We start from the raw sequence: 17,106 nt of genomic DNA on the forward strand, positions 1-17,106 counted from the left end.
GCGCGACCACGCCGGTTCGAACCCTGAATCCGCTACGACGTCCGGCATCGTTTAACGGCCGCGCCGAAGCGGAATCTTTCGGGTTGTTTCTTTCTGGCGCGATAATTCTTCTATCGAATGAGCCGGACGACAAATATTTCCGTCTGATCCGAAGACTATCGGACGGGACGCGGGTCTCGGAGTTGCTTTGGCGCCACATCGGCCCGTTCAATTCGATTCGATCGTAACTTTTTATTGTGGAGAGCGGAGTAACGGTCGTGACGATTGCCAATTTCCCCGCCACGAAAACCGTTGTAGGAAATAACGACGCTTAGGTTGTCTCTGATGCTCGCCGCTCGATCGGCGCCGCGGCTAGGGCGGAGTCGCGCGCGGCCAGGGCAGCGGCGGACGCGATGCGTTCGAAAGGCGTGGACCGGATTGAAGCAGGCTTCATGTTAGGCATCGTCCGCACCGCGCTGCTGCGCCCCTATACCTTCGTTGTGATGGCCCTGCTGATCGTCATTTATGGCGGATTGGCGATCCTGCGCACGCCGACCGACATCTTCCCGAACATCGGCATTCCGGTCATCAGCGCCGTGTGGGTCTACACCGGTCTGCCGCCGGACGACATGGCCGGGCGCATCGTCTCAATCTATGAACGAATGGCCTCCGTAACCGTCAACGACATCGAGCATATCGAATCGCAATCATTGTCGACTTACGGCATCGTCAAATTCTACTTTCAGCCGAAGGTCGACATCAGCGCCGCACAGGCGCAGGTCGCCGCAATGTCGCAGACGGTGCTCAAGAGCCTGCCGCCGGGCGTCACCCCGCCGCAGCTCGTCGTCTACAACGCCGCCAGCGTCCCGATTCTCCAATTGGCGCTGTCGAGCGACTCTCTCTCGCAAACGAAACTTTACGATCTGGCGTCGAACTTCATCCGGCCCCAGCTCGCAACCATCCCTGGCGCGCAGATGCCAAGTCCGTACGGCGGCGCGACGCGGCAGATTCAGATCGATCTCGATCAGAGGGCGCTGCACGCCCATGGCCTCGATGCGCAAGACGTCGCAAACGCGCTCGCCGCCCAGAACCTGATCACCCCGGTCGGCACGCAGAAAATCGGCCCGTTCGAATATGTGGTGAATCTCAATGATTCCCCAAGACGGCTCGAGGATCTGAACAATGTGCCAATCAGGACGGTCAATGGCGCCGTCGTCTTCATGCGCGATGTGGCTTTTGTGCATGACGGATCGCCGCCGCAGATCAATGTGGTCCAGACGAATGGCAAAAAAGCCATCTTGATATCGATTGTAAAGAACGGTTCGGCGTCGACGCTCGACATCATCGCAGCGGTGAAAAGAATTCTCCCGGCGATTCAGCAGGGGCTGCCGGCGGGCGTTGACGTCGAGCTCGTCAACGACCAGTCGACCTTCGTGAAATCCTCCGTTTCGAATGTTGTGAGGGAGGGCGTCATCGCCGCCGCCCTCACCGGATTCATGATTCTCGTATTCCTTGGAAGCTGGCGCTCCACCCTGATCATCACGATCTCCATTCCCCTGGCGATCTTGACCTCTCTGATCGTTTTGTCCCTGCTCGGGGAGTCGATCAATGTCATGACCCTTGGCGGCCTCGCGCTCGCAATTGGCATCCTCGTCGACGATGCGACCGTGACCATCGAAAACGTCAACCGCCATCTCGAACATGGCGAGGACATCAAGAGCGCCGTCCTGAACGGCGCGCATGAAATCATGCCGCCCGCAACCATCGCTCTGCTTTGCATCTGCGTCGCCTTCGTCCCCTTGCTTTCGCTTGGCGGCGTCGCGGGCTATCTATTTCGCCCGCTCGCCGAGGCGGTTGTCTTCGCGATGGCGGCGTCTTACGCCCTGACCTACACGCTCGTGCCGACGATGGCGCAGTTCCTTCTGCGCAATCATCGGCCTCAGCCGCATGGCGCAGGCGCGCCCGAGAGCGCCAATCCCTTCGTTCGCCTCCAGCGCGCGTTTGAGCGTCGCTTCGAGCAGCTGCGCAAATTCTATGTGGCCTCCTTGCAACTCGCGCTCGCGAACCGTCTGCGCTTTGCGGGAGGGACTCTTTCGTTCGCCGTGTTGTCGCTCGCTCTCTTCCCTGCGCTCGGACAGGATTTCTTTCCAGCGGTGGAAGGGGGCGCGATCAAGATTCACATTCGCGCGCCGAACGGCGTCCGCGTCGAAGGAACGACTGTCCTTTGTCAACAGATCGACGCAGCCGTCCGCGACATCATTCCGCCGGATCGCATCGAGAGCATCGTCGACAATATCGGCCTGCCCAATAGCGGCATCAATTTGACCTATGGCAATTCCGGGACGATCGGCGTGAGCGACGCCGACATTCTCATTACGCTCAAGGAAGGGCGGGTTTCCAGCGCGGACTATGAAAAGATCCTGCGCGAGAAATTGCCGAGGGCGTTTCCCGGCGTGACCTTCGCGTTTCTGCCGGCGGATATCGTCAGCCAGATTCTGAATTTCGGATCGCCGTCGCCGCTCGATGTGCAGATCGCCGGTCAGAACATCAACGCCAATCGCGAATTCGCCCGCCTGTTGCTTACGCGGATGCGCCGCGTCCCCGGCATTGCGGACGCGCGCGTTCACGAGGTCTTTCAGGCGCCGGCGCTCAAGGTCGAATTCAATCGCGAGCTCGCGGGCCTTGTCGGGCTTACCGAGCGCGACGCTTCGACAAATCTCCAGAGCACGCTGTCCGGGAGCGCCCAGGTCGCGCCGACTTATTGGCTCAATCCCGCGAACGGCGTGTCTTACCCCGTTTCGATCCAGACGCCGCAATATGACATCGACACTCTGGCCGGCCTCAAGAATTTACCGTTGTCGAACGAGCAATCGACGCAGCTGCTCGGGGCCGTCGCCAACATCACGACGGAGCCCGCCTCCGCGATCGTATCCCACTACAACATCCAGCCGGCGATCAACATCTATGCGGCGACCCAGGGACGCGACCTCGGCGGCGTCGCCGCGGACATCGAAAAGATCATCGCGGACATGCGCGGCGAGCTGCCGAAGGGATCGAGCGTCGTCATCCGCGGCCAGGCCGCGACCATGACGAGCGCCTATGAGCAGCTCTTTTTCGGGCTCGGCTTCTCCATCGTCCTGATCTACCTTCTGATCGTCGTCAATTTTCAGTCGTGGCTCGACCCCTTCGTGATCATCTCCGCCCTGCCGGCTGCGCTCGCCGGCATCGTCTGGATGCTCTTTCTCACCTATACGCCCGTCTCTGTGCCAGCCCTGACTGGCGCGATCATGTGCATGGGCGTCGCGACAGCCAACAGCATTCTCGTCGTCAGCTTCGCGCGCGAGCAATTCGCAGCCGGCAAGGACGCCGTGACGGCCGCCATGGCCGCGGGCGCAACCCGTTTCCGGCCGGTCATCATGACCGCGCTCGCCATGATCATCGGCATGCTGCCTATGGCGATCGAACCCGGCCAGAACGCGCCGCTTGGACGCGCCGTTATCGGCGGGCTCTTGTTCGCGACATGCGCGACCCTTCTCTTCGTGCCGGCGGTCTTTGCAATCGTCCATGGACATAAAGCAAGATCGGCGTCGACCGAGCCTCTTTCCGGAGAGCCCTTCCATGCATGAGGCCGAGCGATAATGTCCATGAAATCCGACGCCCCGGCCGAGAAGCCGCGCCGCTTCCGATTGATCTTCTGCACGGCTCTGCTCGCCGTCCTTGGGCTCGCCGCATCGGGCCTCGTGGAGAGGGCGAAGAGCAAACAGGAGCTTGCCGCCTGGACCGAAGATCAGGCGATTCCGACGGTGCGGACCGTGCAGCCGCAGCGCGGTCCGAGCGAGGAGCAGCTGTCGCTTCCGGGCAATGTGAAAGCCTATTATACCGGCTCGCTCTACGCGCGGGCGAGCGGCTACGTCACCGCCTGGCGCAAGGACATCGGCGCGCGGGTGAAAAAAGGCGAAGTGCTCGCGGAGATCGCGGCGCCCGATCTCGATCAACAGCTTGTTCAGGCGAAAGCCCAGCTCGTTCAATTGAAGGCTCAAGTCGAACAGGCGCGGGCGAACGCCGATCTCGGCCAGCTTACCGATCAAAGGACGTCGCGGCTTGTCGCCAAGGGCTGGTCCAGCGCGCAGCAGGGCGATACCGACCGGCTGACCGCAGCCTCGCGCCTTGCGGCGCTCGACGTCGCGAAAGCGAATGTCGAGGCGCAGCAGGCCGCCGTCGGCCGTCTTGAGGAGCTGACGCGATTCAAGCAGATCGTTGCGCCCTTCGATGGCGTCGTGACAGCTCGCAACGTGGACGTCGGCGATCTCGTCAACGCCGACGGCAAATCGGGCAAGGCCCTGTTTCAGGTCTCCGACATCCACGAAATGCGCATCTATGTGAACGTCCCGCAGGCGTTTCTTGGCCAGATGACGCCGGGCCTCCGGGCGTCGCTCGATCTCCCCGGCCAGGAACAGTCGTTCGAGGCCACTTTGGTCTCGACGTCGAACGCCCTCAGCGAAGACTCGCGCACGTCTTTGGCGCAGCTTCAGGCGGCCAATCCCGAGGGCAAATTATGGCCGGGCGCCTTTGCGGAGGTCCATTTCCACATTCCCTCGGACCAGAACACGCTGCACGTGCCAGCCACCGCGCTGATTTTTGGGTCGGATGGAATGAATGTCGCCGCCGTCGGCGCCGACGGTCGCGTCGAACTGAAAAAGGTGGGTCTTGGGCGCAATCTCGGCGCCAGCGTCGAGATCCGCTCGGGAGTGTCGCTGTCGGACAAGATCATCGACAATCCGCTGGAGATGATCGCGTCCGGCGATGTCGTCCGGCTCGCCGGCGCGGACGCCGCCGTCGCGACCGCTCGCGAGGCGCGGGCCGAGGCGCGGGCAACGGCGGCGCGCAGCGAGCGCATGAACTGAGGTCTTAGCCGAAGGGGGGCGACGAAAAGACCGGACGCTAGACCGGCGAGGAAACCTTGCATTTGCCAAGTTTCCGTTCCGCAAATCGAGCGTTGCGGCCTTGGACCTGAGGGGCGTCTTGCCCACCGCCGCCATATCCTCCATATGGAGGCCGATCAGTTCCCGAAGGTTTTGATCCTGACGACGCGGGAGCTTGAGGGCGGCTCGCCGCGGTCGCTTTGGACCTCCCCCTCCAGGGCCCAGCGCCGGGCGTCCTCACGCCGCAGAAACGTGTCGCTTGCATAGCGTCCCTTGCGACGAATTTGGACTCGCCGGGAACCGGAAGGTAGTTTGGTGACGGCAGCCATTTTCGTGTGCGATCCCGTGGGCGCTCCGGCGTCGAAACGGGTCGATTTGCGGCGTAATGGAGAGTGCGCACGGCGCGGCCTAACGATCTGATAGTACTGAAAAAATGAAGCAATATCAAGCATATAGATTTTCCGTGGCGCCTATGATGGACTGGACGGACCGGCATTGCCGGTCTTTCCATCGTCTTCTGACCCGTCGTGCGCGGCTGTATACGGAAATGGTGACGACGGGCGCGGTCCTGCACGGCCAGCGCGACCGGCTGCTTGGGTTCGACGCGGCGGAGCATCCCCTCGCTGCGCAGCTTGGCGGGTCGGATCCCGCCGATCTTGCGGCCGCCGCGCGCATCTGCGCCGATTTCGGCTATGACGAAATAAACCTCAATGCGGGCTGCCCGTCGAAGCGCGTGCAGAACGGCGCCTTCGGGGCCTGCCTCATGCGCGAGCCGGAGCTCGTTGGCGACTGCGTCGCCGCGATGAAGGCGGCCGTGTCCGCGCCCGTCACGGTCAAATGCCGCATCGGCGTCGACGAGCAGGAGCCGCGCGAGGCGCTGTTCGCCTTCGCGGAAACGGTGCTCGGAGCCGGCGCCGACGCCCTGATCGTCCATGCGCGCAAAGCCTGGCTGGAAGGCCTCTCGCCGAAAGACAACCGTCATATCCCGCCGCTCGATTATGCGCTGGTCCATGAGCTGAAGCGGCGTTTCCCCGATACGCCGATCGCCATCAATGGCGGGCTCGATACGATCGACGCCATGCGCGCCCAACTGGATCATGTCGACGGCGTGATGATCGGGCGCGCCGCCTATCAGGATCCCGCGCTGCTGCTTGAGGTCGATCCGGTCTTCTTCGGCGAGGACGCCCCCTTCTCAGAGATGGCGCAGGCGATCGAGGCTTTTACGCCCTATATCGCGGCGCGGCTGACGGAAGGAGTTCCGCTCAACGCCATGGTCCGGCATCTGCTCGGCGCTTTTAATGGCCGGCCGGGGGCGCGCGCCTTCCGCCGGCATCTGGCGACGGAATCCGTCAAGCCCGGCGCCGGGCTTGAGGTCCTGCGCGCGGCGCTGGCGCTGATTGGCTCGAGAGCGGGCGAGGATCAGGCAGAGGCGGCGGAATAGCTGCGGCCACTTCATACGTTCGGCGTGACGAAGGCGCCGATCGGCGGTTCTCCGCCGCAAACGGTCTCAATCGAGCCGCTTGCCGAGCCGCCCCGCGAGATCCTGAATATATTGGAAGGCGGTGCGCCCCGAGCGAGCGCCGCGGGTGATCGCCCATTCCAGCGCCTCGCGCTCGATCGCGGGGCGGTCCTGCGCGAGGCCAAAATGTTCGGCGTAACCGAACACCATGTCGAGATATTCGGCCTGTGAACAGGCGTGGAAGCCAAGCCAGAGACCGAAGCGATCGGACAACGAGACTTTCTCCTCGACGGCTTCGCCCGGATTGATCGCCGTGCCGCGCTCATTGTCGACCATCTCGCGCGAGAGGATATGGCGCCGGTTGGAGGTCGCGTAGAACAGGACGTTTTGCGGGCGCCCCTCGATGCCGCCCTCGAGCACCGCCTTCAGCGATTTATAATTCGTGTCGGCGGCGTCGAAGGAAAGATCGTCGCAAAACACGACGAAGCGATAGGACGCCTCGCGCAACACCCCCATCAGCAGCGGCAGGCTGTCGATGTCTTCGCGATGGATCTCAATCAGTTTCAGGGGCGCGAGCCCGCCGACGCCGCTGAGGCGCGTGTTGACGTCGGCGTGCGCCGCCTTGACCAGCGAGGATTTGCCCATTCCGCGCGCGCCCCACAAAAGCGCGTTATTGGCCGGAAATCCGCGCGCGAAGCGCTCGGTATTGTCGGTCAATATGTCGCGCAGCCGGTCGATGCCGCGCAGCAGCGCCATGTCGACGCGATTGACCCGTGCGACGGCGGACAGATGCGGCGCATGGGCCGAGAAGATAAAGGCGTCGGCGGCGGAGAAATCCTGTCTTTCAGGCGCCGCGGGGACCAGCCGCTCCAGCGCCGCCGCGATCCGCTCGAGGGCCTCGGCAGCGCGGGACAGGGACGGGGCGTCATAGGGTTCGGAACTGGTCATTTGCGCGGATCGGCCCGATCGGGAAAGGCGCGTTTTAGAGCATGATCGAAGGCGCTTGGCCAGATGGCGATCTGGCCGCTGATTGACGGTCGCGGCGATTTGGCTAATCCTCGCAACCTTAACCGTCGCCAATGAACGACGGGGTCGATCGGGGGTCGAAATGACGAAGTCGAGCCTGGGGCGCCGCGAAGCGCTAAAAGCCTTGGCCGCGTTTGGCTTTTGCGCTGCTTGCGCCAAGGCGAGCCTGGCGGGAGAAGCGGCGGCGCATTGGAGCTATGAAGGGGATCACGGCCCGGCGCATTGGGGCGATCTCGACGCCGCCGACAAGATCTGCGCGATCGGCAGTCAGCAATCGCCGATCGCCATCGACAGCTCCATCGCGGCGGAGCTGCCTCCGCTCCGCTTCGACTGGCCCGTCGACGCCGCCGAGATTGTCAATAACGGTCACACGATCCAGCTCAACTTCGACGAGGGCGCCGCGCTGAAGGTCGGGCCGGACGTCTGGCGGCTCGCGCAACTGCATTTCCACCATCCATGCGAACATCTGATCGACGACAAGGCCTCGGCGATGGAGATCCATTTCGTCCATCGCAACGAAAAAGGCCTCGCCGTGGTCGGGGCGCTGGTCAAGCCCGGAAAATCAAATCCGACGTTTCGAAAGATCGTCGCCGCCATGCCGGGCGCTGAAGGTCCGGCGCAGAAGGCGCCGGCGGGCTTAAATCCGCGCGGGCTTCTGCCGAAAGCGCGCGGCTATTTTCGTTATTCCGGCTCGCTGACGACGCCGCCCTGCAGCGAAACGGTCGATTGGCTGGTGCTGCGCCACCCAGTCGAGGTTTTGAGCGCAGATATCGACGCTTTCGCAGAGCTTTACCCGATGAACGCGCGGCCGGCGCAGCAGATCGATCGGCGCTTCGTGCTGCGATCTGTCTAGGCGTTTTTGCGAGGAGGAGCCAGCGCCGCCTCAGCTGGAAGAGCGCGTCGCTCCACGCGCCATGTTGAGTTATCGCGCGCCGTCCCGACCGCCGTTCCGGGGCTCGCGCCGGCAGCCGCCATCGCCATTGCTTTCACGGCCGCGCCCGCTATAGTCCGGCCGCTCCGGGGGGACCTGGAACGCATGTGCAAAGAGGAGGCAGAGAATTGTTTACCCCAGCTTTCGCCCAGGCGGCCGGCGGCGCGGGCGGCGGAGCGACGGATCTGATCGTGCAGCTGATCCCCTTCGCGCTGATCCTCGCGATCATGTATTTCCTCATCATGCGGCCGCAGCAGAAGCGCGCCCGCGAACATGCCGACCTCATCAAGAATTTGCGTCGCGGCGATAGCGTCGTCACCTCCGGCGGCCTGATCGGCAAGGTGACGAAAGTCATCGACGACGCCGAGGTCGAGCTCGAAATCGCCCCGAATGTGCGGGTCCGGGTGGCGCGCGGCCTCGTCACGGACGTCCGGTCGAAGGGCGAGCCCGTCAAGGACGCGGCGAACTCTTAAACTTAACCTTCCGCCGGGCGCAGCGCGCGCTCCCGCCTGATCCTCCGGACGATCTCAAATCTATGCTGCGTTTCGCGACCTGGAAAATTGTCTCGATCGTGATGATGACCGTCATCGCGCTGCTCCTCATCGTGCCGAGCTTGCTCGGGCCGCAGAGCCGCGCGGCGCTGATGGCGCATGCGCCGAGCTTCCTGCCGATCCGGCCGATCGTCCTCGGCCTCGACCTGCAGGGCGGCTCGCATGTCTTGCTCGAAGTCGACGGCCAGTCGGTCGTCAAGACGCTGATCGACAATCTGCGCGACAGCGTCCGCCGCACCCTGCGCGAAGAGAAGGCCTCGATCTCCGGCGGCATTGGCGTGCTGCCGCGCGGCGTGCAGCTGCGCATTCCGGACGCCGCCGAGCGCGAGCGGATCATGCCGAAGCTGCGCCTGCTTACGGCTCCGGCGAGCGCCGGCATTTCCGGCGTCGGCGGCGCGTCGGTCTTCGACGTCACGGAGACGGCCGACGGCCTCATCCAGTTCACAGTGACCGAGGCGGGGATCAAGGCCAAGATGCGCCGGGCGGTCGAACAGTCGATCGAGGTTTTGCGCCGGCGCGTCGACGCCCTTGGCACCACCGAACCGAATATCCAGCGCCAGGGCGACGACCGCGTGCTGGTCGAAGTGCCGGGCCTGCAGGATACTGGAAAACTCAAGGAAATCCTCGGCACGACTGCGAAGCTTGAGTTTCGTCTCGTTTCCGACACCGGCGCCGACCCCGCCGAGACGGAAATGCTCGAAGAGGTCGAACGGCCGGGCTCGAAGCTTCCCGTGCAGAAGCGCGTGATGGTGCAGGGCGAGGATCTGACCGACGCCCAGCCCGGCTTCGACCAGCGCACGCAGGAGCCCGTCGTCAATTTCCGCTTCAATATTCGCGGCGGCCAGCGCTTCGGCGAGGTCACTTCCGAAAATGTCGGGCGCCCCTTCGCCATCGTGCTCGATGGCAAGGTGATTTCGGCGCCGCGCATTCTCGGGCCGATTACCGGCGGCTCCGGGCAGATCTCGGGCCACTTCACCGTGGAATCCGCCAATAATCTCGCGATCCTGCTGCGCGCCGGCGCGCTTCCGGCCAAGCTCACCATCGTCGAGGAGCGCACGGTCGGGCCGGGCCTTGGCCAGGATTCAATCGACGCCGGCAAGCGCGCGGCCTATGTCGGCGCGGCGCTGGTCGCTTGCTATATGCTGATCACCTACGGGATTTTCGGCGTCTTCGCCAACATCGCGCTGTTCGTTCACATCGCTTTCATTTTTGCGGGTCTCGTGTTGCTTGGCGCGACGCTGACGCTTCCCGGCATCGCCGGCATCGTTCTCACCATCGGCATGGCGGTCGATTCCAATGTGCTGATCTATGAGCGCATCCGCGAGGAATCGCATGCCGGCCGCTCGATCGTCTCCTCGCTCGACGCCGGCTTCAAGCGCGCCTTCGCGACCATCGTCGATTCCAACGTCACCATGTTCGTCGCCGCCGCGATCCTGTATTTTCTGGGATCTGGCCCGGTGCGCGGCTTCGCCGTGTCGCTCGCGCTCGGCATTTTAACGACCATCGTGACGGCGGTGACCATGACGCGCATGATGATCACGCTGTGGTATCGCTACAAGCGGCCGGTCAAGCTGCCGATTTGAATCGGCGCGGCCGCTCAGGCAAAGGGCTCTTCGAGATGAAACTTCTGCGCCTCGCGCCAGAGAACACCAAATTCCCGTTCATGCGCTTCCGGCGCATCAGCTATCCGTTCTCGGCGGTGATGTCGATCATTTCGGTCGTGCTGTTCCTGACGCTCGGCATGAATTTCGGCATCGATTTTTCCGGCGGCACGCTGGTCGAATTGCGCGCCAAATCGGGAGCCGCGGACATCGCCCAGCTGCGCGCGATCGCCGAAAACATGCATGTCGGCGAGGTCGAGGTGCAGGGCTTCGGCCAACCCTCGGACGTCACGCTGCGTTTTGGCGTCCAGCATAGCGAACAGGGCGACGCCGCGGCGCAGGAGGCGGCGATCGCGCGCGTGAAGGACGCGGTCGGAAATGACTACGAGTTCCGCCGCGTCGAGGTCGTCGGGCCGCGCGTGTCGGGCGAACTTGTGCAATCCGGCACGCTTGGCGTCGTTGTCGCGATCGTCGCCGTGCTCTGCTATCTTTGGTTCCGCTTCGAGTGGCAATTCGCCGTCGGCGCGATCATCGCCACCATGCATGATTTGTTGCTGACGGTTGGCTTCTTCTCGCTGACAAGGCTCGAATTCAACACGACGTCGATCGCGGCGATCCTGACCATCGTCGGCTATTCGCTGAACGAGACTGTCGTCGTGCTCGACCGCATCCGCGAAATGATGCGCAAATACCGCAAGATGCCGACCGACGAGCTGATCGATCTCTCGGTCAACGCCGTGCTGCCGCGAACCATCATGACTGCGACGACCGTGTTTCTCGCGCTTTTGTCCCTGGTGGTGTTCGGCGGCCAGGTCATCCGTTCCTTCTCGATCGCGATGATCTGGGGAATTTTCGTCGCCACCTATTCATCGGTCTTCATCTGCTCGCCGATGCTGATCTACCTTGGCCTGCGCAATGAGACTGTCGGGCCCGAGCCGACCCCCGGCGGCAAGCTCGCCAAGAATCCGGCCTGATCTGACGCCGCCGCGCAACCGCCGGGACACGCCACTGCGCTGCCGAAGGGCCTGCGATGCCGACTGACGCGCACGAGCCGAAATGCCCCGGTTTCCTGCCCGGCGCGCACGCCATCGACGGCTATGGCTCCGGCGGTTTCCGCTTCGGCGGCATGTCGCATCGCGGTTCGATCCTGGCGCTGCCGTCCGGCGTCTATGCCTGGAGCGCGCTTGAACCGGCCGACATCACCGCCGCCTCGCTCGGCCAGCTGTTCGCCGAGGAGCGCGGCCTGATCGAGCATGTTCTGATCGGCGTCGGCGTCGCGATGGGTTCGCTCGACGCCGAGCTGAAACGCCGGCTTAACGCTGCCGGCATCCGCGCCGAGCCGATGCAGACGGGCGCCGCGGCGCGCACCTATAATATTCTGCTCGGCGAGAAGCGGCGGGTCGCCGCCGCGCTTTTGGCGGTTCCCTGATGAGCGAAGCTTTGAGCGCCCTCGACGCCGATTACGCCTATTGCGAGACGATCGTCCGCCGCGACGACCCGGACCGCTGGCTGGCGAGCCTGTTTCTCCCCGAAGGCAAGCGCCGTTACGCGCATGCGCTCTATGCGTTCAGCCTCGAAATCGCGCGGGTGCGCGAGGTCGTCTCCGAGCCGATGCTGGGCGAAATTCGCTTTCAATGGTGGCGCGAGGCGCTGGAGCAGCCGGATCGCGAGGATGTGCGCGCAAACCCTGTCGCCGCCGCCGTGACCGACGTCCTGGTCCGCTTTGATTTGCCGAGCGAACATTTGCTTCAATTGATCGATGCGCGGCAGTTCGATCTGTTCGACGATCCGATGCAGAGCGTGGACGAGCTTGAGGCCTACGCCAGGGCGACCTCGTCCAATCTGTTCTGCCTGACGCCGATGATCCTTGAGCCCGAGACCCCCTCGTCCGGATTCGGCGCCGCCAGCCATGGCGGGACCGCTTATGCGCTGACTGGCCTCTTGCGCGCCTTTCCGTGGCACGCCGCGCGCGGCCAATGTTACGTTCCGCTCGACATTCTGCGCCGCCACGGGCTGGAGCGCGCGGATGCTGTCTCGGGGCGGGCGTCGCCGGCCCTTTTGGCCGCCCTTGAGGAGTTCCGCGCTCTCGCCCGGTCGCATCTTGAGATTTTCCTGACCCGGATCGAAGGGCTGCCCGATTTGGCGCGCCCAGCCTTCCTGCCGATCTGCCTCTGCGAGCCCTATCTGAGGCTCATGGAGGGGAAGTGCTACGATCCTTTCAAGACCAATGTCGTCCTGCCGCAATGGCGCCGGCAATGGGCGCTCTGGCGGGCCGCTAAGCACTGGCAGTAAAAATCCGCATCGTCGCGGGGGCTTTTTGCGCAAAAACGGCGACGGTTTAGCCAGGATCATGGCGGCGCCGGCTTTGCTGGGGCAGTGCGCAGCTTGAACGCATCTGTTCTTGAAAGGAGCCCGACGTCATGCGCATCCAGAGCGAAGGCCAGCCGCATGCTGGCGAGGATTTTCATTTTTCCGTTTCGGGCGGCGCCGGAGCCAAGACCCTGAAGGCCTATATCGAATATAAGACGGTGCTGGACATCAGCTTTTCCGGGGACCTTCAGCAAACGCTCGCGATCCCGTCGCAAACCGGAAAATTCACGCTAAAACTCCTCGCTCATGACGGCGCAGGGGAAAGCGCGGAAATGCGCTATGTGATCGCCGGCGAGCCGCCAGCGCCCTGAGGCGCAGGGGCGGGAGGCGCATGCGCCCCGTCCCGCAATTGCTTTCTTTTCGCTTTCATTGCTAGAACAGATCCATGATCGGAACCGTCCGAAAAAATTCCGCGCTGCGAATTACGCGCCCGGCCCGCGGCTGATTATTTCGCGCGGGGCCGGGACCCTTATCGCTGTTCCGGCGGCCAGTCCGCGCCGCGCTCGCAACGAGCGCCATCAAACCAGCAGACGCAACCATGAATGAGATCGAGACGGCGCGCGGCGTTTTGCGCACGGCCGAAGGCAAGGGCGGGGGCGAGGCCAAGTCCGGCCCGGATTATTCCAAGAGCCTCTATCTGCCGCAGACCGACTTTCCGATGCGGGCCGGCCTGCCGAAGAAGGAGCCGGAGCTGCTCGCCCGCTGGCGGGAGATCGGCCTTTACGAGCGCATGCGCGAGGCGGCGCGCGGGCGGCCGAAATTCGTCCTGCATGACGGCCCCCCCTACGCCAATGGCGACATCCATATCGGCCATGCGCTGAACAAGATCCTCAAGGATCTCATCGCCCGCTCGCAGCAGATGCTTGGGGCCGACGCCAATTATGTGCCGGGCTGGGACTGCCACGGCCTGCCGATCGAATGGAAGATCGAGGAGCAATATCGCGCCAAGGGCCGCAGCAAGGACGAGGTGCCGGTCAATGAATTTCGCCGCGAATGCCGCGCCTTCGCCGAGCATTGGGTCGAAATCCAGCGCGAACAGTTCAAGCGGTTAGGAGTCAATGGCGATTGGGATCATCCCTATCTGACCATGACCTATCCCGCCGAGGCGACGATCGCCCGCGAGATCATGAAATTCGCCGAGAACGGGCTGCTCTATCGCGGCTCGAAGCCGGTGATGTGGAGCGTCGTCGAAAAAACCGCTCTGGCCGAAGCCGAGGTGGAGTACGAGGACCACGTCAGCGATTGGGTGTTTGTGGCGTTTCCGGTGAAGCGCGTTGGCGCGGTCGGTCTGCCGGAAGACATTGTGCCGGGCGTCGTGTCTGCCCATCCCAACAACGATGCTCTTGAAAAGGCATCTATAGTCATCTGGACTACGACGCCCTGGACAGTACCGGCTAATCGAGCGATCAGCTTTTCAGCAAAAATTCCCTATGGGCTGTATCGCATGACGCTGGCGCCCGAAGGAAACTGGGCTCCAATCGGGGCAACGTATTTGCTCGCGGACGCCCTCGCTGATGGTGTATTCAAATCTGCAAAAGTTGAGAGCTATGAAAAGGTCTGCGACGTTCCGCCGGACTACCTTCGGGCTTTGACGGCCGCTCACCCATTCGCTGCGACTATTCCCGGCTACGAATTCGCGGTTCCGCTTTTTGATGGCGATCACGTTACCGCCGACACCGGCACAGGCTTCGTCCATACCGCGCCTGGCCACGGCCGCGACGATTATGATATCTGGACGTCACATAAGCGCTTTCTGGAAGAGCGCGGCATCGACACGCGCATCCCGTTTACCGTCGACGCGGACGGCTTTTTGACGAGGGAGGCGCCGGGTTTTGCCCGCCATCGCGTCATCGACGACAAGGGCAACAAGGGCGACGCCAATGAGGCGGTCATCAAGGCGCTGATCGAGGCCGGCAATCTTCTCGCGCGGGGCAGGCTGAAGCACCAATATCCGCATAGCTGGCGCTCGAAAAAGCCGCTGATCTTCCGCAACACGCCGCAATGGTTCATCGCGCTCGACAAGGATTTCGAGCTTCCGCAATATCCCCTTACTTCCCCACAAAATCCCCTCACCCTGAGGAGCGGGCAAAGCCCGCGTCTCGAAGGGCGAGGGGATGGCGCTAGCTTGGCGACCCGGGCGCCCTCGTCCTTCGAGACGCCGCCTACTACGGCGTCTCCTCAGGATGAGGGCTTTGCGCCGACCCTGCGCGCGATCGCGCTTGCCGAGATTGCCAAGACCAAATGGGTCCCTGCCGCCGGCGAAAACCGCATCACCGGCATGATCGCCAATCGCCCCGATTGGGTCGTCTCGCGCCAGCGCGCATGGGGCGTGCCGATTGCGATCTTTGTCAACAAGGAGAGCGGCGACATCCTGAAGGATCGTCAGGTCAACGCCCGCATCACGGAGGCTTTTGCCGCTGAGGGGGCCGACGCCTGGTTCGCGGAGGGCGCCAAGGCGCGCTTCCTCGGCAACGCTCACAACCCCGAAGCTTTTGAAAAAATCGACGACGTGCTGGACGTCTGGTTCGATTCCGGCTCGACGCACGCCTTTACGCTCGACGATCCGCAAAACTTTCCGGGCCTTGCCGGCATCCGGCGCAAGCGCGACGGCGGCGATGACGAGATCATGTATCTCGAAGGCTCCGACCAGCATCGCGGCTGGTTCCATTCCTCCCTGCTCGAATCCTGCGGCACGCGCGGCCGCGCGCCCTTCGATCTCGTCCTGACCCATGGCTTCGTCCTCGACGAGAAGGGTCAGAAAATGTCGAAGAGCCAGGGCAACGTCACCGCGCCGCAGACGATCATCAAGGACGCCGGCGCCGATATTCTGCGCCTCTGGGTCGCCGCCTCCGACTATTCCGACGATCTGCGCATCGGTCCCGAGATCCTCAAGACCTTCATTGAGACCTATCGCAAGCTGCGCAACACCATCCGCTGGATGCTCGGCACGCTCGCCCATTACGAGCCGGAGCGCGCCGTCGCCGTCGAGCAGATGGAGGAGCTGGAGCGGCTGATGCTGCACCGGCTGAAAGAGCTCGACGAGGATATCCGGGACGCCTACCAGCGCTTCGATCTGAAGCGCGTCGTGGCGCGGCTGTCGTCCTTCCTCAATTCGGATCTGTCGGCGTTTTATTTCGATATCCGCAAGGATGCGCTTTATTGCGAGCCGCCCTCCAGCCTGAAGCGGCTGGCGGCGCTGACCGCGATCGAGCAGATTTTTCGCGCCGTCACGCTGTGGCTGGCGCCCATCCTCGTCTTCACCAGCGAGGAGGCGTGGTTGTCGCGCTACCGTGAAAAAATCTCCATCCATCTCGAAACGCTGCCCGATCTTCCGGACGAGTGGCGCGACGAGGCGCTGGTCGTCAAATGGGGAAAGATCCGCCGCATCCGCAGCGTCGTCACCGCTGCGCTGGAGATCGAGCGCGCGCAAAAGCGCATCGGCTCCTCCCTGGAAGCCGCGCCGCAGGTGTTCATCGCCGATCCCGACCTGAAGAGCGCGCTCGAAGGCGTCGATTTCGCCGAAATCTGCATTGCGTCCGATATTTCCATCGCGGACGGCGAGGGGCCTATTGACGCGTTCCGGCTCGATGAGGTTCCGGGCGTCGCCGTCGTTCCGCGCCGCGCCGAGGGGCGCAAATGCGCCAGATCCTGGCGCATCTCGCCGCTGGTCGGCTCCGATCCCGACTATCCCGACGTGACGCCGCGCGACGCGCGGGCGCTGCGCGAACTCCAGGCGGCGGGACTTTGGCCGTGAGCCCACGCGTTCTTGGGGCGCTCGTCGCCGCCCTGACCCTCGCGGCCGATCAGGCTAACAAGCTCTGGCTGATCTTCGTCTATGGCATCGAACAGCGCCAGCCGATCGCGCTGGCCCCCTTCCTCGATGTCGTCTACGCCAAAAATCCGGGCATTTCCTATTCGCTGCTCAGCGCCCGGACCGATTTTCAGCGCTACGCTTTGCTGGGCCTCACCCTCGCCGCCACGATCTTCATGATCCTCTGGCTGTGGCGTTCGACCTCAAAGCTGATCGCCTGCGCGCTCGGTTTGATTATCGGCGGCGCGCTTGGCAACGCCTATGATCGCGCGGCCTACGGCTTCGTGGCCGATTTCTATCATTTCCACGTCGGCTCCTTCTCCTGGTATGTGTTCAACCTCGCCGATGCGGCGATCGTCGCCGGCGTCGCTTTGCTCCTTTATGATTCCCTGTTCAGCGCCCGCGGCGCGGGGACAGGCGGCAAAAGCCGGGGCGAGGGCGCTTCGGCGCTATAGA

Annotated in this window: 13 protein-coding genes; 12 read left to right on the forward strand and 1 reads right to left on the reverse strand. The window is 63.4% G+C overall.

Annotation, left to right across the window (positions count from 1 at the left end):
* The first annotated feature begins 431 nt into the window (after positions 1-431).
* The 3 genes from MSIL_RS14485 (at position 432) to dusA (ending at position 6,342) form a co-directional block, all read left to right on the forward strand.
* Positions 432-3,605, forward strand: a complete 3,174-nt coding sequence (locus MSIL_RS14485) for an efflux RND transporter permease subunit (protein WP_012591835.1) — start codon at positions 432-434, stop codon at positions 3,603-3,605.
* 18 nt (positions 3,606-3,623) lie between these two features.
* Positions 3,624-4,883: an efflux RND transporter periplasmic adaptor subunit gene (locus MSIL_RS14490; RefSeq protein WP_041369239.1), complete on the forward strand. Its 1,260-nt coding sequence runs from the start codon at positions 3,624-3,626 to the stop codon at positions 4,881-4,883.
* Between the two features lie 451 nt (positions 4,884-5,334).
* Complete coding sequence (gene dusA, locus MSIL_RS14495) at positions 5,335-6,342, forward strand: tRNA dihydrouridine(20/20a) synthase DusA (protein WP_012591837.1); 1,008 nt, start codon at positions 5,335-5,337, stop codon at positions 6,340-6,342.
* Positions 6,343-6,408: 66 nt separating this feature from the next.
* Here dusA and MSIL_RS14500 read toward each other — a convergent pair whose 3' ends face one another.
* A complete protein-coding gene (locus tag MSIL_RS14500; RefSeq protein WP_012591838.1) occupies positions 6,409-7,308 on the reverse strand; it encodes an ATP-binding protein in 900 nt (299 codons plus the stop codon).
* A 175-nt stretch (positions 7,309-7,483) separates the two neighbouring features.
* On the opposite strand from MSIL_RS14500, the gene MSIL_RS14505 reads away from it, so the two are divergent.
* The 9 genes from MSIL_RS14505 (at position 7,484) to lspA (ending at position 17,105) form a co-directional block, all read left to right on the forward strand.
* Positions 7,484-8,239 carry a carbonic anhydrase gene (locus MSIL_RS14505; protein WP_041369241.1) on the forward strand — a complete coding sequence of 252 codons (756 nt, stop codon included), beginning with the start codon at positions 7,484-7,486 and terminating at the stop codon, positions 8,237-8,239.
* 206 nt (positions 8,240-8,445) lie between these two features.
* Entirely contained in the window at positions 8,446-8,790 is a 345-nt protein-coding gene (yajC, locus tag MSIL_RS14510) for a preprotein translocase subunit YajC (RefSeq protein ID WP_012591840.1), read from the forward strand.
* A 62-nt stretch (positions 8,791-8,852) separates the two neighbouring features.
* Positions 8,853-10,451: a protein translocase subunit SecD gene (gene secD / locus MSIL_RS14515; RefSeq protein ID WP_012591841.1), complete on the forward strand. Its 1,599-nt coding sequence runs from the start codon at positions 8,853-8,855 to the stop codon at positions 10,449-10,451.
* A gap of 35 nt (positions 10,452-10,486) precedes the next feature.
* Entirely contained in the window at positions 10,487-11,443 is a 957-nt protein-coding gene (gene secF, locus MSIL_RS14520) for a protein translocase subunit SecF (protein ID WP_012591842.1), read from the forward strand.
* 56 nt (positions 11,444-11,499) lie between these two features.
* Positions 11,500-11,898, forward strand: coding sequence for an Mth938-like domain-containing protein (locus MSIL_RS14525; protein ID WP_012591843.1), 399 nt, complete (start codon positions 11,500-11,502; stop codon positions 11,896-11,898).
* A complete protein-coding gene (locus MSIL_RS14530) occupies positions 11,898-12,761 on the forward strand; it encodes a phytoene/squalene synthase family protein (protein ID WP_012591844.1) in 864 nt (287 codons plus the stop codon). The genes MSIL_RS14525 and MSIL_RS14530 overlap by 1 nt, the downstream gene beginning before the upstream one ends.
* 128 nt (positions 12,762-12,889) lie before the next feature.
* Positions 12,890-13,150: a hypothetical protein gene (locus MSIL_RS14535; RefSeq protein ID WP_012591845.1), complete on the forward strand. Its 261-nt coding sequence runs from the start codon at positions 12,890-12,892 to the stop codon at positions 13,148-13,150.
* A 227-nt stretch (positions 13,151-13,377) separates the two neighbouring features.
* Positions 13,378-16,593, forward strand: a complete 3,216-nt coding sequence (locus MSIL_RS14540; RefSeq protein ID WP_012591846.1) for an isoleucine--tRNA ligase — start codon at positions 13,378-13,380, stop codon at positions 16,591-16,593.
* Positions 16,590-17,105 carry a signal peptidase II gene (lspA, locus tag MSIL_RS14545; protein ID WP_012591847.1) on the forward strand — a complete coding sequence of 172 codons (516 nt, stop codon included), beginning with the start codon at positions 16,590-16,592 and terminating at the stop codon, positions 17,103-17,105. Before MSIL_RS14540 ends, lspA begins: the two co-directional genes overlap by 4 nt.
* Position 17,106: the final 1 nt, after the last annotated feature.

Origin of the sequence: Methylocella silvestris BL2 (assembly GCF_000021745.1) — a bacterium.
Lineage (GTDB): Bacteria > Pseudomonadota > Alphaproteobacteria > Rhizobiales > Beijerinckiaceae > Methylocapsa > Methylocapsa silvestris.

Bases quoted from the DNA above. Each gene is read 5' to 3' on its own strand.
- secF (WP_012591842.1), top strand. From the start codon at position 10,487: ATGAAACTTCTGCGCCTCGCGCCAGAGAACACCAAATTCCCGTTCATG.
- MSIL_RS14500 (WP_012591838.1), bottom strand. From the start codon at position 7,308: ATGACCAGTTCCGAACCCTATGACGCCCCGTCCCTGTCCCGCGCTGCC.
- dusA (WP_012591837.1), top strand. From the start codon at position 5,335: ATGAAGCAATATCAAGCATATAGATTTTCCGTGGCGCCTATGATGGAC.
- MSIL_RS14525 (WP_012591843.1), top strand. From the start codon at position 11,500: ATGCCGACTGACGCGCACGAGCCGAAATGCCCCGGTTTCCTGCCCGGC.
- MSIL_RS14485 (WP_012591835.1), top strand. From the start codon at position 432: ATGTTAGGCATCGTCCGCACCGCGCTGCTGCGCCCCTATACCTTCGTT.
- secD (WP_012591841.1), top strand. From the start codon at position 8,853: ATGCTGCGTTTCGCGACCTGGAAAATTGTCTCGATCGTGATGATGACC.
- MSIL_RS14535 (WP_012591845.1), top strand. From the start codon at position 12,890: ATGCGCATCCAGAGCGAAGGCCAGCCGCATGCTGGCGAGGATTTTCAT.
- MSIL_RS14490 (WP_041369239.1), top strand. From the start codon at position 3,624: ATGAAATCCGACGCCCCGGCCGAGAAGCCGCGCCGCTTCCGATTGATC.
- MSIL_RS14540 (WP_012591846.1), top strand. From the start codon at position 13,378: ATGAATGAGATCGAGACGGCGCGCGGCGTTTTGCGCACGGCCGAAGGC.
- MSIL_RS14530 (WP_012591844.1), top strand. From the start codon at position 11,898: ATGAGCGAAGCTTTGAGCGCCCTCGACGCCGATTACGCCTATTGCGAG.